Annotated in this window: 16 protein-coding genes and 1 riboswitch; of the genes, 8 read left to right on the top strand and 8 right to left on the bottom strand. The window is 49.5% G+C overall.

Going from position 1 to position 15968, the window contains the following annotated elements; all coding sequences use genetic code 11:
* Window positions 1–6 precede the first annotated feature (6 nt).
* Window positions 7–819 carry an ABC transporter ATP-binding protein gene (locus IC617_RS11605; protein WP_191145151.1) on the bottom strand — a complete coding sequence of 271 codons (813 nt, stop codon included), beginning with the start codon at window positions 817–819 and terminating at the stop codon, window positions 7–9.
* A complete protein-coding gene (locus tag IC617_RS11600; protein WP_191145150.1) occupies window positions 812–1642 on the bottom strand; it encodes an ABC transporter permease in 831 nt (276 codons plus the stop codon). The genes IC617_RS11605 and IC617_RS11600 overlap by 8 nt, the downstream gene beginning before the upstream one ends.
* Here IC617_RS11600 and IC617_RS18955 point away from each other — a divergent pair.
* A complete protein-coding gene (locus tag IC617_RS18955) occupies window positions 1641–1775 on the top strand; it encodes a hypothetical protein (RefSeq protein WP_255522918.1) in 135 nt (44 codons plus the stop codon). The genes IC617_RS11600 and IC617_RS18955 overlap by 2 nt on opposite strands.
* On the opposite strand, the gene IC617_RS11595 is transcribed toward IC617_RS18955, so the two are convergent.
* On the bottom strand, window positions 1742–2815 hold the full coding sequence (locus IC617_RS11595) for a putative urea ABC transporter substrate-binding protein (protein WP_191145149.1): 1074 nt from the start codon (window positions 2813–2815) through the stop codon (window positions 1742–1744). The two genes, IC617_RS18955 and IC617_RS11595, sit on opposite strands and share 34 nt — an antisense overlap.
* A gap of 144 nt (window positions 2816–2959) precedes the next feature.
* Window positions 2960–3073: riboswitch (guanidine-I (ykkC/yxkD leader) on the bottom strand.
* A 244-nt stretch (window positions 3074–3317) separates the two neighbouring features.
* Complete coding sequence (locus IC617_RS11590; protein ID WP_191145148.1) at window positions 3318–4226, bottom strand: transporter substrate-binding domain-containing protein; 909 nt, start codon at window positions 4224–4226, stop codon at window positions 3318–3320.
* Between the two features lie 246 nt (window positions 4227–4472).
* Between IC617_RS11590 and IC617_RS11585 the strand changes: the two genes are divergently transcribed.
* The 6 genes from IC617_RS11585 (at window position 4473) to malZ (ending at window position 10341) form a co-directional block, all read left to right on the top strand.
* Complete coding sequence (locus IC617_RS11585; RefSeq protein WP_191145147.1) at window positions 4473–5720, top strand: hypothetical protein; 1248 nt, start codon at window positions 4473–4475, stop codon at window positions 5718–5720.
* Between the two features lie 34 nt (window positions 5721–5754).
* A complete protein-coding gene (locus IC617_RS11580) occupies window positions 5755–6717 on the top strand; it encodes a substrate-binding periplasmic protein (protein WP_191145146.1) in 963 nt (320 codons plus the stop codon).
* Window position 6718: 1 nt separating this feature from the next.
* Window positions 6719–7276: a CBU_0592 family membrane protein gene (locus tag IC617_RS11575; RefSeq protein ID WP_191145145.1), complete on the top strand. Its 558-nt coding sequence runs from the start codon at window positions 6719–6721 to the stop codon at window positions 7274–7276.
* Between the two features lie 159 nt (window positions 7277–7435).
* Entirely contained in the window at window positions 7436–7900 is a 465-nt protein-coding gene (locus IC617_RS11570) for a chemotaxis protein CheX (protein WP_087506465.1), read from the top strand.
* A complete protein-coding gene (locus IC617_RS11565; RefSeq protein ID WP_191145144.1) occupies window positions 7890–8324 on the top strand; it encodes a secondary thiamine-phosphate synthase enzyme YjbQ in 435 nt (144 codons plus the stop codon). The genes IC617_RS11570 and IC617_RS11565 overlap by 11 nt, the downstream gene beginning before the upstream one ends.
* Before the next feature lie 151 nt (window positions 8325–8475).
* Window positions 8476–10341: a maltodextrin glucosidase gene (gene malZ, locus IC617_RS11560; RefSeq protein WP_191145143.1), complete on the top strand. Its 1866-nt coding sequence runs from the start codon at window positions 8476–8478 to the stop codon at window positions 10339–10341.
* Window positions 10342–10398: 57 nt separating this feature from the next.
* Here malZ and IC617_RS11555 read toward each other — a convergent pair whose 3' ends face one another.
* The 3 genes from IC617_RS11555 to dnaB all read right to left on the bottom strand — a co-directional run bounded on the left by IC617_RS11555 (window position 10399) and on the right by dnaB (window position 13440).
* Window positions 10399–10773 carry a hypothetical protein gene (locus IC617_RS11555; RefSeq protein ID WP_191145142.1) on the bottom strand — a complete coding sequence of 125 codons (375 nt, stop codon included), beginning with the start codon at window positions 10771–10773 and terminating at the stop codon, window positions 10399–10401.
* A gap of 168 nt (window positions 10774–10941) precedes the next feature.
* Window positions 10942–12039, bottom strand: a complete 1098-nt coding sequence (gene alr / locus IC617_RS11550; RefSeq protein WP_191145141.1) for an alanine racemase — start codon at window positions 12037–12039, stop codon at window positions 10942–10944.
* Window positions 12040–12042: 3 nt separating this feature from the next.
* Window positions 12043–13440: a replicative DNA helicase gene (gene dnaB, locus IC617_RS11545; protein WP_191145140.1), complete on the bottom strand. Its 1398-nt coding sequence runs from the start codon at window positions 13438–13440 to the stop codon at window positions 12043–12045.
* A 172-nt stretch (window positions 13441–13612) separates the two neighbouring features.
* Here dnaB and IC617_RS11540 point away from each other — a divergent pair, with 172 nt between their 5' ends.
* Complete coding sequence (locus IC617_RS11540) at window positions 13613–13846, top strand: DUF3624 domain-containing protein (protein ID WP_191145139.1); 234 nt, start codon at window positions 13613–13615, stop codon at window positions 13844–13846.
* Window positions 13847–13910: 64 nt separating this feature from the next.
* On the opposite strand, the gene IC617_RS11535 is transcribed toward IC617_RS11540, so the two are convergent.
* Window positions 13911–15935 (bottom strand): hypothetical protein, encoded by a 2025-nt coding sequence (locus IC617_RS11535; RefSeq protein WP_191145138.1) that lies wholly within the window; start codon window positions 15933–15935, stop codon window positions 13911–13913.
* Between the last annotated feature and the right edge of the window lie 33 nt (window positions 15936–15968).

The raw sequence follows: 15968 nt of genomic DNA, 5'->3' as shown, positions 1-15968 counted from the left end.
TATCGGTTAAGACGCAGCTAGCACCGCAGCTTTTGGCGTTCCCGGCAAGGTTGCCAGTTGATCCATTTGCGCTGCGGATGAATGTTCATGATGAAGTGGAATGTCAAAAGTCACTTGAGCTCCAAACCGCTCAGGTGCTTGCGGGTCGTGGCGCAGTTTGTCGAACACCCAGAGCCGACTACCGAGGTGGAAGCCTTCACTTAGATCATGGGTGATCATAAAGACGGTGAGTTGTTGCTCCTGCCACAGCTCACCAATCAGGCCATGCATGTCTTTGCGAATGCCCGGATCGAGAGCGCCAAATGGCTCATCAAGCAGCAATATGCGGGGTTGCTTGAGCAACGCCTGAGCGATCGCCAAACGCTGCTGCATACCACCGGATAATTCACTGGGATAACGATTGGCAGCATTAGCCAAGCCCACCTTTTCCAGCATGCCCATGGCACGCTCGCGAGCGGCAGCTTTTGCTTTTCCGGCCAAGCGGCCAAGCAATAAACTCGTCAAAGAACCAGCAAACTCATCGCCCAGCATGCAGTTTTCCAATGCCGTCAGGTGCGGGAATACCGAGTAGCGCTGGAACACAATACCGCGCTCAATGCCCGGCTCAGGGTTGAGCGGTTGGCCATCGAGCAAAATCTCGCCGCGAGTAGCTTGCTCTGTTCCCAGCAATAAGTTGAGAAACGTCGTTTTACCACAACCCGAAGCACCAACAATGCTGACAAATTCCCCTGCTTTGACGCTGAGGTTTAGCCGTTCGAGCACCACGTTATCGCCGTACTCTTTCCAGACATTATTGAACTCAATAATTGAATCAGTCATCGCGGCCTCCTTTCGATGCGTGATACCAAGGGAACGCTAGCAGCGACAAACGCTTTAATGACCAGTCCATGGCAAATGCCAGCGCCGTGATCCAAAGGACATATGGCAAAATGACATCCATCGACAGGTAGCGCCGAACCAGAAAGATGCGATAGCCCAAGCCCTCGGTAGCAGCAATGGCTTCGGCGGCAATCAAAAACAGCCAAGCACTACCCAACGTCAGGCGAATCGCTTCAATCAATCGTGGCATGATTTGCGGCAATACCACCCGCACAATAATCTGCCAACTGTTACCACCAAGGGTCTGCGCTTTGAGTAGTTGTTCGTTGGGCAGCGCATCGGTGCGAAGTTGTAAATCACGGACAATAATCGGGCTGATACCGATGACAATCAGCACCACCTTGGACACTTCACCCAAACCAAAGACGATAAACAGAATCGGCAAAATCGCCATTGGCGGAATGAGTGACAAGGCGGTTACCAAAGGCGATAACGGCGAGCGCATGTAAGGCACCATGCCGTTGCCAATGCCAATCAACAGGCCAATCAAGGCACTAATACCAACTCCCATCGCTAATCGCTGCAAGCTGGCAAATGTGTCTTGCCACAGCAGGTACTCACCAGTGCGCTTACTGGGTTCGAATGCCATCCGCTCAATGGCTTCGGCAAAGCTACTGAATGCAGGCAATAGCTTATCGTTAGGGTTTTCCGCCAATCTCGCATCGGATGCTGATAAGTAGAACAGCAGCAAAATAATGAACGGCAGGATCCCAAGCACAATGCGGCCATAGCGATTGGGTTGGCGATTGATGATGCGCGTCATGGGCACCTCACAGTCGGTGTTTGGTGTTCAAGCGGATCTCGCCCAGCCAGCGCCACGACGCGACTGGGCAAAATCGAAGAGCATTGCAGCAGACGGTATTTACAGCGCGCCTTTGGCGGCCATTGCCATGTAACTTGGGTCAAAGCGCAACTTGATGTTGCCTTTGTCACCAAACACGCCAGCTGGCGTTTCAATGCCAATAAAGCCAGCATCAGGCGCACCTTCACCCAGCAAACCATGTTCGAAGGAGAATTCAGATACCTTGGCCATAGTCGCTGTGAGTTTGTCGCTATTGGTAAATGCAACAGCATCAGCAGGTTTGTAGAACATTTTGGTTGACGCTAATTGCGCTTCATAACCAGCCAGATCTGTACCTGAAGCTTCGGCCATGAAGGTCTTGGCTTTGACTGCCGCCGCATCTGAACCCGACATAGTGGCCATGATTTCATACCAAGCGCCAGTCAGCGCTTTACCCAGTTTCGGATTCGCTTTCAGGGTGTCTGTGTTGACCACTAACAAGTCGATGATTTCGCCTGGGATCATTGACGAATCAAACACTTTGCTAGTCTTTGGCATCGCCGTGATTTCGCTCAATAGCGGGTTCCAGGTGGTTACCGCAGTGACATCATCGGTGGTGAATGCAGCCACCAAATCAGCATCTGAGGTGTTGACCACAGTCACATCGCGCTCTGTCATACCAACGGATTCAAGACCGCGAGCCAACAGGTAGTGAGAAACACTCAATTCCACTAAGTTAACGTTCTGACCTTTGATGTCCTTGAGCGACTTGTCGCCTTTGAGCACCACACCATCGTTACCGTTGGAGAAGTCACCGACGATCAACGCCGTGGAATCAACGCCGCTGGCGGCAGGAATGGTCAGCGCATCCATGTTGGTCATCACGGTGGCGTCAAACTGACCCGCAGTGAACTGATTGATGGACTCGACATAGTCATTGACTTGCACCACATCAATCTTGATGCCGTACTTGTCAGCCCACTTATCAACGATGCCGGATGCAGCACCGTAATCCCATGGCATCCAGCCAACATAAATCGTCCAGGCTAATTTAAATTCAGTTTTTTCAGCAGCTTGGGCTGTACCGAAGATCGTCAATGCACAAACAGAAACGACCGCGGCAACTCGTTTTACAGAACGAAAAACTTGCAACATGGTTAACCTCACCTTGGTTATTTTTGAAGCTACGCAAACAGGCAATAGCTTGTGGTTCAATTTTTTAGTTTTGCGAATTTGGATGTGCGCGTTGAGCTCACCCAAAGAAACTTGTGGCACGAGAGAAACTTTGACCTAAGGTCGTTCTCCCGGGCTTTTGTCCCTCCGTGTGACCTCGATTGCGATAAAGCGGTGAGGTTGACAACTCTCGGACCAGTCACTGATTTGAAGTCAGCCGGAACCCTAGATGTCTATTTTCAAATTGTGGTCAACGCTGGTCCATCACAAGCCGTCAGCTTGTTGGTAGCGGAGATAGTTCTCTCTAGTGCGTTATGAATGACGAAGCAAGGCCTGTGCCAATGCACTTAATTTGCGACAAATGCTGCTACAACAACGATAGGCGAGCATCGAGCAGCTTTTCGTTTCTAATTTGCCAAGCAGGAAATGCACCAATAAAGGTCACCATAAATCTGACTGCACCAAAGAAGACAGTAATTGGCGATCAGTTGCCTCTCGGCGGATGTGGCCAATACCAAAGTTCGGAACGCTCAAGTGGAGTCTGTTCTGGCAGCAAGGGGTTATCGATGTAAATGACGTATCGCTTGTCGATTGCAGCGCGCTCAATATTTGCTTGATAATGTTGATAAAAATGCTGCCGAAGCCACCCTGATTTGACCATGTGTTCAAGCCCGACTTGTAATCGCTCCGCTAATTCGGGGTTATGCGGACTGACAAATAGGTAAAACGGCGCAGCGATAAACAGCGCCAAAGTCGGTTCAACGATGACATTGGGCATCTGCTCGCGAAAATGTTCCAGCTCAAGGTAGATTTCATTGGGGCCACGAGGAGCATAGTCGTAACGCTTGGTCTCTAACATTTTAAACAAGCCGTCGTAGGTGTTGCTGGGCGTCACAGAGAATCCCTGAGATTCGAGAACTTGACGCGTGCCCCATTGGGAGCCCAAGCCAACGGTCAGTGCCTTGAGTTGCTCAACAGTGCGTATATCGGCAAACCGGTGTGCATTATCTTTGTGGATCAGTAATAACCGATAATTCAGCACCCCCATACGGGTAGGAATACGAATGGGCAGAAGTCGCTGCTCAAGCTCGTGTGATGTGACGCCAAAATAAACGTTTTCCGCGCCTCCCTTTTCGAGTCGCTGAATCACCCGCTTGTTAGTCATTCGGCCGTTATTGATCACCAGCTCATAAGGGCCGTATTGCGCTTGAGTCACTTCTAGTGCTTGGGTCAACACTTCCAGCTTATAGGTCACCCGCGGATCATCAGATGCTCTAGCATCACTGAAAATAACTTTTTGCGGCACTTGCGCTGGCTCGCCAACAACACTGGTCGAAACAAGCAACACCGCAGCAAGGCTTGCCCGCAGCCAGGCCTGATAATCATAAAACAATGACGGCTCCTCGCGCTCCAAGCTGTTGTTCGACTTTGTTCATCTTAGGCAAAAACCAACCTCTGTTGCTGGTAGGACTTAGTAATTGCTTGTTCCATCACGCCTTATTTTAAAGCTAAAAGCGCTAACTAACTGCCGAATACTGACGGCTGCCAACTACACCAGCAAATATTATATACAAATCAACAACTCACAAAAGCGTTATGGTAGCCTTGGAACCGAAGTTGTAGTTGCCAAAGTAAACTCATGCAAATAGTCACCATCACGCCAATCCGATCGCACTTGAACCTGCGCCTTGGGGTTAACGAAAAAACAGCTGGATATCGAGTATTTCTCGACACCATCCAATCACTGGTGCCGACAGCCGAAATCCCCAAACAACGCTCAGCAAAAGCTTATAAGTCTCTCAAGGTTGATGATCGCGATGGCTTGAAGCTGTTTAGCTTAAGTCACAGTTTCGAGCAACCTGGAATTAGCCTCAAAGCCCACATTTACAGCAATACGGTGAGTGTCATTGAGCTGCTATTTGACGAACAAACCTTGCCCGATAGCGATTTAGAAAACTGGGTCCAAGACCACACCACCTTGCTGATTAACCAATACTACCAGCAGCACTTGCTGCCCCAGTTACAGCTGCTGGCGACCAAGTTAGCACCGAAATACCTAGAACCCATTGGGCAATTTTCCGGCTTTATTGATATCAACGAACCATTCAGTACCGATGATGAGGTCGAGCAATTATGGAGTGCGCGATCGCTGCGCCTGCAGCCATCGCAGCGACAAAGCCACGCCAATTTAATTACCGAATGGCTCAGTAACACGCCATGCCCAGAAGATGCTGATGCCATTATCGCTGGCGAATCCGATGTTTCCATGGTCTGGCTCAACTATGTTTTTGTCGATACCGACGCGCCGCTGAATGACATGCGAATTGCCGCGATGGTCTCGGCCCAATATGTTTATGCCGTGCAAGACACCTGCAACAGCAATTTGTACGAGACCATTTCGACCACCTATCTAGATAAAAGCGTCCAACAGGCAAAAACTGCGATCACCGCGATTCGGGCGATTACCCGAATGCATATCAGTAGTTTTCAAGAAGCGCGTAAGTATCTCAAGCCAGAGAAGAAGCGGCTCATTGACGAAATCCTCAAAGGCTGGGATTTTGACAAAGTGACGGCCAACTCCGAGCGCCTTATCGATATTTGTTCGAGCCGGCTCCACGATATTCAATCAACTCAGGAAGAGAAAAGTAGCTACTACACCGATTTAATTCTGGTGGCGATCGGCTTTATTAGTCTGTTTGACTTGGCCATTACGCTGTCCGAATACAGCCGAACCTATACTGCCAGCGCCACTCTGGGTTATCGAGATTCGGCGCCTTCATCATTTTTGACCATGATTGCCACCTTAGAAACGGATCACCTATTACTGATTAGTTTCTTCTTTATTGTTTTTGCTTTTTTCGTTTACCTGTATGCCAAACGTCATTAAACCTCTGTTACTTGCTCTGTGTTGTTGGAGCAGTGTGATTCAAGCTGAAGCACTGCAACAACAACCGGTTTACACCGCACCATGGCCACCATTTGTGACCGGCGATGAAGAACATCTGGGCAGCGCCGAGCGCATCGTGCAACTGGTGCTATACCAAATGAAACGCAGCCCCTCGTGGCAGCATATTGATTACTACTTCAGTTTTAAAATGGCTGCCGAGGGCGACATTACTGCAGCCTTCCCATTTTTTAAAACGCGCGAGCGACAAGCCCAAGCGCTATTTTCTGCGCCGCTGATGCGAGTCGAAAATGGCATGTTTTACTCCGAGCGCTGGCATCAGGACATCAGCAAACTCGCCGTTGGCCGCAATCCAGCGTTGAAATTTGGTCGTGTCGCGGGTTACAGCTATGGCCAACAAATCGATGAACTGCTTCCCGAAGCAAAGATTTTTAGTAGCGAATTGCTGGCGCTTGAGGCGTTGGCCAACGGCGATATCGACTTACTACCGATTAGTATTCAAGTGGCGAAGCACTTGATTCGCCGTTACATGCCCCATAAAACCCACGAATTTAAGGTGTTGAATCAGCATCGCGCCTACAACAATGTCTACCTAGTGGCCCCCAATAACGCCTCTGGACAAGCCTTTATCGAGCAATTTGATCAGGCACTGGCGACCCTCAAAGCACAGGGCTTATTTGATGAAATTCTCAGCTCGGGCCGGATGGTTGAAGGTTCAGGCTTTATCCGCTTGGTGCCCGCAGAAGGGTTTCCTGTCGTCACTGGCTATCAATTGACGGAAGACGGTAGCAAACAGTTTTTTGTCATACCGCAAGGCTCTCGCGGCGAGGTGCTCAGGTGGCATCCGGTGGTATTAAAGCCTCACGATAACGAACAGATCTTTGATGGCATGATGCGTTATTCATTGGTTCAGATTGCCAATGGACCACATGCGGGCAAGCAGCTCTATATCCGCAACATGCACATCGAGATTGATTAACATGACCTTGTTGTCACTGCTCGGCTGGTTTGGCACCCTTTGCTACTTGTATGCCCACGCTCGGATCAGTGTGCTGGGTAAATCCGCCGATCCGGTTTACTTTGGCTTTAATGCGACAGCAGCGTTGGCACTAGTGATCAGCTCATTGGCACTGATGTCCTGGCAACCTGTCGCGATTAATCTGTTCTGGTTGATGGTGAGCATAGCTTCACTTCAATGCTGGCAGCTGCCGAAGTTGCCAATATCTAACCGCGTGTTGTTTGCCAGCTGTTTGCTGATGCTGTTAATCGGTTGCGGCATGTTGCTACAAGGCTCGATGTCTGGCATTGCCGTATGGGGGTGGAGTTCAACACTCGCGTTTTGTTTAGGCTATTGGAAATTCTCGGCAGGCCGGTTACAGGCCAAACACTACTATTTACTCAATACCTATGCCGCTTGGATTTTGCTGTTTCAACTGTATCAAGATGGCAACTGGCCAGTGTTTGGTTTGGAAGTGGTTTGGGGATTTATCTCGTTGACAGCCTTTCTGTCGACAAAAAGCAATGATAAACCCCAGTAACGGGCCAGAAAATCATCATCGAGCGCCATAGTTGTGACCCTCAACAAAGCATTGCATAATCTTGCATCCCAACAGTTGTCAAAGACTTAATTCGTATTAGAATCCGTAGAGTCTGACAAATACCTTACTTAGCCAAAAGACTCAGGGACATATTGCTCAATGAACGCTGAATTCGTGAACCCTTTTCTGACCTCTCTCCAAAATGTTCTTGGCACTATGGCGAACATGCAATTAACGCCAGGCAAGCCAGGCTTAAAGCGAGATGAAGTGGCCAGAGGGGACGTTTCAGGGTTAATTGGCATGATTGGCCCACAAACCAAAGGCTCGTTCTCCATTAGTTTTGAGCAAGAGCTGGCTTTTGAAATCATGCAGCGAATGCTGGGTGAGCGCCCTACCAGCGTGAATGAAGAAGTCACCGATATGGTGGGTGAAATCACCAATATGGTGACCGGCGGTGCGAAAAATCTACTGGGCGATAAAGGCTATGAGTTTGATATGGCGACACCGGCAGTGGTATCTGGCCCAGCTCACACCATTACCCACAAAGCAAAAGGTCCAAAACTGATTCTGCCGTTTACCAGCGACGCCGGCAAAGCCTACATTGAGATTTGCTTTGACAAATAGTCGGTGGTTTCAAACCCAAGTTGATCTCCGCCCCTATCGACGCGGTTTCCATCTCATCACTGATACGCTAACCGCTGCCGTACCTGAATTGAGCCAGATTGACGTTGGCTTGTTTCACGCCTTTATTCGCCATAGCTCGGCATCACTGACCATCAACGAAAATGCTGATCCCACGGTTCGTGGCGATTTCGAGCGCCATTTCAACCACTCGGTGCCAGAGAACGCACCCTACTATCAACACACCTACGAAGGCCCAGATGATATGCCGGCACACCTCAAGGCCTCCTTGCTTGGTGCGAGTGTCAGTATTCCCATTCAGACTGGCCGCTTAGCGCTAGGAACTTGGCAGGGGATCTACCTCGGCGAGCATCGTGATCACGCCTCTAGCCGCTCAATCATCGTTACCGTGCAAGGCCAGACCTAGCTCACCGTTGGGCCAGTACTTGCAAGACGCCGCTTTAGCGCCACCTTGCTGTGGCAACAAATTTCATTTGTCGAATACCAAATAATGCAACCATCGCTGCCATCAAGGTTACGCTAAAATGGCTTAATCACATCGTCTTTGGTTGTTGCTCATGGTCGCCGCTGCTTACCCCACACCGCCTTACCCCCACAATATGCATCACTATCCGTTACCTGAGTATCGCCACAGCACCGATGGTCAGCTCGTCGTGCGCCTGCGTTTCGCTAAAGATGCCGTCGTCGATCAACTATGGTTGCGCACCGAGCCAGACAACGAAGAGCAGTTGACGGCAATGCGCCAAGAAGGTGCCGATGAGCATTGGCAATGGTGGACGGCGCAAATGCCACTGTCAGACCATGAGCTGACATTTTTTTACTGCTTTAAGGCCATTTGTGGTGACCGCCAATTATGGTTAGACGCAACAGGAATGAACCCCAGAGCACCGAAACGTGAGCATCAGTTTCGTTGGCTAATTGCCAATCACCCGCCACAGTGGCTTCGCCACCAAGTGTTTTATCAGGTATTTCCTGAGCGATTTCGCAATGGCGATCCTCAGCTTAATGTCCAGTCCAATGCTTATCTTTATCACGGCGAAGTGGCGAGCCGAGCCATGTCGTGGGGCGAGGCTATTCTAGCCGAAGGCGATCAAGCCGCTTTTTACGGTGGTGATCTTATTGGCGTTCAACAAGGCATTGATTATATTCAACAACTAGGCGTTACCGCGATTTACCTCAATCCGGTATTTAGCTCGCCAAGCAGTCACAAGTACGATACCGAAGATTACTTTAATGTTGATCGTCACTTCGGTGGTAATGCCGCGCTGGCTGATTTATGCCAACAAATCCACCAACGTCAGATGAAAATCGTCCTTGATGCCGTATTCAATCACACCTCGGAAAGTCACCCTTGGTTTGATCGCTGGCAGCAGCACGACTCAGCCGGCGCATACGCTTCACCAAACGCAGCGACACGCGACTATTACTATTTTTACGATCCGGCCAATGCCGACTCTTATCACTGTTGGAAAGGCGCTAAAACGCTGCCGACTCTCGATTGGAGCAATCCGCAAGTGCAAGACTATTTCTGCAATCCACAGTCGGGAGTCATTCAGCACTGGCTGCAACCACCCTACTGCATTGACGGCTGGCGTCTTGATGTCATTCACATGTTGGGCGATGGACCCGGCGCTAAAAACAATGCCGCTCGCATGCGCCAAATTCGCCAAGCAGTGAAACAAACCAACTCCGAAGCCATGGTTCTTGGTGAACATTTCTTTGAGGCTAGCCGCTGGTTACAGGGCGATCAGGAAGATGGCGCCATGAACTACTTTGGCTTTGCCACCCCAGTGCGAGCCTTTCTCGCCCATCAGGATGTAGCGTATCAACCATGCCGAATTCGCGCCGAAGATTTTGATGACTGGCTAGCCGAAGCTCGTCATGGCATTGCTTTTGAGCATCAATTGGCCCAATTCAACTTGCTCGGCAGCCACGATACCGCACGCTTTTTTACCTTAGTCAATGAGCACTTACCAACCATGAAGCAAGCGGTATTGCTACTGATGAGTTATATCGGTGTTCCGAGCATTTATTATGGTGATGAGATAGGCCTGACGGGCCACAATGATCCCTATTGCCGAACCTGTTTTAACTGGGATGAAACAAGCTGGCATCAGGAGTTGAAACACTGGTATCAGCAAACCATTGCGCTACGCCAGCAATACTCAGCGTTGCAATGTGGTACTTATGCCACCTTATATGCCAAAGCAGATTTATTTGTGTTTGCGCGCTTTATTGCTAAGCAGATGCTTATTGTGGCAATCAATCGCAGTGATGAGCAGCAAGCCATTGAACTCGATCTGTCGTGTTGGTCAACGCCAATTAGCAATGCTCAGACCTTACTCGGGCAAGCTCAGTTGACTCTGTCAACACAGCAACTCAGTGTCCATGGTTACGAAGCTAGCGTGATCTTGTGCCAGTAACCCTTGTAGGCACAAAAAAGCCGAGCAATGCTCGGCTATCGTAATTTAATGGGCTGATTAAGAATCAATGTCCAACTTTAATTCTGGTTTTTTCTCTAACGCAGGCAGCGCATCTTTAAACTTGTCAGTAAGGCTATCGCAAGCCTGACCTGCGTGTGGCAAGTCACTCTTCATTGCCATGTAAAGTTTATGCGATTCAAGCTTTACATATTCCCAGTTAATTTCAGTGCTGGGATCATATCCGTTATTAAAGGCATAAATTTTCGTGAGATCGATGAACTTGTCTTTATCTAACGGTATACCGCAATCAATGCTGATGTACTTCGCTTCGGCAGCCAACTGAACCAACTCATCGGTCAACTGGGCTTCATCATTCGCCACAGCCGTACCAGCAACCATTACCCCAAGACCTAACAGCAATGCTTTCATCATTCATATCCTATCTGAAAAATGGAATCACTCAGCCTGAGTCCATCTAAGCGCTTGGCGTCAGGCAGTTTCTTTATCTTTCACTAATATTAGCAATGATTTAGAGATTAGCAGGCAAAAAATTAACAAAAGCTGAACAAGATAATCAAATAACGACAAATGGGTTGGTTTTCACCAGCAATAACGAAATTTCACTCGTCGCGTCATGCCACAAAATAGCTCGTAGGCAATCGTGCCGGCGCATCGGGCGACTTCATCGGCTGAAAGCTGTTGACCCCAAAGCTCCACAACATCGCCAACACTGACATCGCTATCGCCAATATCGACCGTCAGCATGTCCATGGATACCCGCCCCGCTAGCGGAAAGCGCTGGCCATTGATAATGACCGGCGTGCCGTCTTCAGCATGACGCGGATAGCCATCGCCATAGCCCATTGCCACCACTGCGATGCGAGTCGGTGTGGCGGAGCGCCATCGAGCTCCGTAGCCCACAGGCTCGCCAGCTTCTAACCCGCGCACGGCAATCACTTTGCTGTTGAGGGTCATGGCCGCTTGCAATTGATGATCCTGAGCTTGGCCATGCTGCATCGGACTGGCGCCGTACAGCATGATGCCCGGTCGCAACCAGCCCTGATGAGTAGCAGAATGGGCGATAATCGCCGCAGAGTTGGCCAGTGACACTTCGCCACCGAAGGTATGTTCTGAAAAGCTGGGATACAAGGATTCAAACGTCGCCAGCTGATTTTGGGTCATGGTTGAATGCAAATCATCGGCACAAGCGAAGTGGGTCATCAAATTAATGTCTGCGCGAACCGCCAGACAGTTTTGTAGACGCCGCAAATAGTCGTCGGCCAGCTCGGGTGCCACACCAATTCGATGCATCCCAGAGTCAATTTTCAGCCAAACGGCTATGGCCTGCTCCAGCTCACCATCGTCAATCAATTCCAGCGCTTCAAGTTGCCATTGCTGGTGCACCACAACATCGAGCTGCAAGGTCGCAATTAACGGCAACTCCTTGGCCTCAAAAAAGCCTTCAAGTAGCACGATACGATGCTGAAAGCCGGCTTCGCGCAAGGTCACCGCTTCGTGTAAGCGCGCAACCCCAAAGGCATCGGCGGCACTGAGCGCATGGGCACTTTCGATTAAACCATGACCATATGCGTTGGCCTTTAACATGACCATCACCGGATGGCCCGGCGCATAGTTTTTCACTCGCTCAAGGTTGTGAGCCAGTGCTGCGGTGTGGATCGTGGCAACAGCGACTTCCAAGCGCTATTCCTCCATCATGCCGCCACCGGCATAATTATCGAACCGTGAGAATTGGCCTTGGAACGTCAGTCGAACACGGCCAATCGGGCCGTTCCGCTGCTTACCGATAATGATTTCGGCCGTACCTTTATCGGGGCTGTCGTCGTGATACACCTCATCACGATAAATAAACATGATTAAATCCGCGTCCTGCTCGATCGAGCCCGATTCACGCAAATCCGAGTTCACCGGTCGCTTATCGGCGCGCTGCTCCAATGAGCGGTTAAGCTGTGACAAAGCCACCACTGGGCATTCTAATTCCTTTGCCAAGGCCTTGAGCGATCGTGAAATTTCGGCAATTTCTAAGGTCCGGTTTTCGCTCAATCCGGGCACCTGCATGAGCTGCAAATAGTCGACCATGATCATGCTAACGCCGCCGTGCTCTCGGGCAATTCGGCGCGATCGCGAACGCACTTCGGTAGGGGTTAGGCCGGAAGAGTCATCAATGTAGAGTTTACCGCGCTCGACCATCATTCCCATGGTGCCAGAGATCCGCGCCCAATCTTCATCATCGAGCTGGCCAGTCCGGATGCGGGTCTGATCGACGCGACTTAACGAGGCTAACATCCGCATCATGATTTGATCAGACGGCATCTCCAGCGAGAAAATCACCACCGGCTTATCGGCGGTCAGCGCTGCGTGTTCACACAAATTCATGGCGAAGGTGGTTTTACCCATCGAGGGTCGAGCCGCCACAATAATCAAATCCGAAGGCTGCAGGCCGGCGGTCATTTTATTGAGGTCAGCATAGCCAGTATCGACACCTGTAACGCCATCATGAGGGTTATTGAACAACTGCTCGATTTTTTCAACCGTCGCGGTCAGAACCGTATTGAGGTTTTGCGGGCCTTCATTGGAATTGGTCCGGCTTTCAGCAATTTTAAACACCTTGCTCTCAGCCATATCGAGCAATTCCGCCGCCTTGCGGCCTTGCGGATCAAAGCCAGCTTCGGCGATATCATTGGCCACCGCAATCATTTCACGGGTGACTGCACGTTCACGAACAATTTCCGCATAAGCTGCGACGTTCGATGCACTTGGCGTGTTTTTAGCGATTTCGGCAATGTAAGCAAAGCCACCGACATCATCCAAGGCACCTTCATTTTCCAGCGCCTCAGCCAATGTCACCAAATCAATTGGGCTGCCTGATTCGGCCAGCCGCCCCATGGTTTCAAATAACAGCTGGTGAGGACGACGATAGAAGTCTTGGGCGACAACTTTTTCCGCCACGCGGTCCCAAGCTTCGTTATCCAACATCAAGCCACCAAGCACCGACTGCTCGGCCTCAAGTGAATGCGGCGGGACTTTCAGAGATTCGACCTGACGATCTTGAGAACGCTGTTTTTGCGGAGTACTGGCCATGGGACACCTATCAAATTCGGCCCATTATTATCAGCAAAACCAACATCACTGTCACCCGATTTCATGCAACAAGCGTGAACTGGCAGACGATCATTCAGCGATAGCTAGTCGCCCTCAGCTTTGGCCGCTAAGATGACGCAAGAATCATCCTTTACCTGCAAGGAAACCAGTTTTGGCCTGTGACGACTGCCTCAGTACCGCATTTAAGCGCAAACTTGGTCGCTGCAAGACCTGCGCTTGGCAGCTAATTATACTTTCTGGACTGTGCTGGCCGTTATGGTATTGGCTCTACGCCAGCACTCCAAAAGCCGTTGAATCGATAGCTCTGTTGTTCTTTTGTTGTAGCTTCACAGGGTTATTGCTGCTGCATGGCGTGGTGTGGATTTATCGAAGACTGGCTGGCTAGTCCGCATCAAAAAAAACGCCAGCGGTGTTAAGGCTGGCGTTAGCATAATGATAAATCTTATGGTTTACATGACTGACAAAGTGATAGTGCCTGTTTTGATTTCTCCGTCCATCGTTTCAAACGAGTAATCGAAAGTAATGGAGTTCTCAGATGACTCTTTATCGTCATTGATATAACTACTAACCCCCACATAGTACCAACGCCCCTCTGGCAACGTGGTACCTCGAATAGTTGCCATGTAGTTGTTGCCATCCCGAACTAAATTTTCATTGGCGGCTATTGGCAACGCCAGCGCCGAGCTAATCCATATGTTGCCGCCTGAGACAATTTGATAGCTTGAAAAAGAATTCTCTGCGACACCATCTTCAACAATTATCACTTTGGACAGCGTAAAGTTTTTCAACGAAGCAATTGATTCAGGAAAGTGCAAGTAGGCGCTATCCCGTCTTTCGTAGGCATTAGCAGCAATACCCGCAGTGTTGACAGGTACCAACTCACTGCCATTGGACCAATAGTTTCGGTTGTCCAAAACAATATCATCGATGGAAAATTCGGAGGTCACTGGCGAGTAAAAGTCGACATGGTCATCATAAAGATTTTTCCGTACTGTCGCGACGGAGTCTTCAATTTCGTTCACCTGATAGCTATATTCATAACCCTCGGCGAGTGATAAGTCTGAGCTCAGTACCAAGCGCGTGTTATTCAACATGAGCTCAGCGGAATGCGGTACTTCTACGTCAACGATCCGATAAGCAGTGGTTCCCGGTAAAATGAGATCATTGTCATCACTATTTCCGTAAGTGACTTGCCAAACATCTTGTTGAACCAGCGATGTTGAGCCCTCAAGCAGAGCAATCGGCGAACTATAGTAGATGCTTGCCTGATAATTAGCACCGGAGACATCAGCAACAGCGGTTACCTCGAGCGCACTAGTTGGGCTCGACTGATTCGGGCCAATAATGAGATCGATCGCCCCATCAGTGGCATAACTGGTATAGCGATACTCGTAGCGGTTACCGGAGGTGGTAATGTCAAAACTGCCGTTGTCTCTCGGGTAGATATAAACGCTCGAACTACCATAAAACACCCCATCACTTTCAAACGCAGAGATATTAACCGATAGCGAGCTATTCAATTTGCTATCCAAGACATACTGTTGCTGCTCGGCATCAAACTGCGCTGCCAGCTCACCATTCAACTCATCACTAATGGCCACTTCAGCAGCATTGACGGCATTGCCATTTTCGTCGAGCACGGAGAGTCGAACTTGTAGCTCAGTGTATGTAACTGGCTCGTCATCTTGCAACGATCGAACACCTATTTCAGCATCAGGTTGCATCGACGATGCATAGAAATGAAACTCGTGTCGGTAGCTATCATATGCTCCATACTCGATTTCATAATTTGCCTCGCCATCACCGTCAGGATCGAGTGAACCATAGACAATGACATCTAAGTCTTGAGGTAGGATGAAATTGTAACTTTCGGTGGCGGCATCATAAATAGCGGGGTGGGCATAGGTCTCAGCGGATAAGCCTCCTTCACCGATATTGCTGTAAGCTTTGAGTTGTAAATCATCAATGGCTTTGTCGCTATTCACATTGATAATTTTGATGCTTTTTTGAACTGGCGGAGAAACCATCACCGCATCCAGTTGCTGGTAGCTGTTTTCGGTTGAAGAATCTTGGGTTTTGCCAAAAACGGCTCGACGCATAAAGGCATCTGTTGGGCTAGAAATCACCATTTCGTAATCTGACATCGGTTTGATATCTGTGATGAGAATCTCACCAGTATCAAACTCGATGGCCTCACGCCACATTGGCCCTTCTTTAAAGTGAACAATTACAGGGCCAGCATCAGCATAATCTGCCGCATCAACAACGCTTGTATACAGAGTGACAGAATTTACGATAACTGGCGCTTGCTGTTCGTTTTGTTCTTTCTCATTCTTTATTTGCTCTTCTAGCAGGGCATTTTGCTGTTCTAAAGCCGCAACCACATCCTTGTTGTCATTATCATCATCCAAGCATGCAGTGAGAGGCAACACTAGAGCCAGTAACCCGACATGCTTAACCATTCGACGTTTCATGATCATTATTCATATCCTTCAGTGAAGTTAAAA

This window comes from Neiella litorisoli (genome assembly GCF_014773395.1).
Classification (GTDB): domain Bacteria; phylum Pseudomonadota; class Gammaproteobacteria; order Enterobacterales; family Neiellaceae; genus Neiella; species Neiella litorisoli.
Note: the sequence above shows the minus strand (reverse complement) of the source record. Positions and strands in the feature narration are given on the sequence as shown.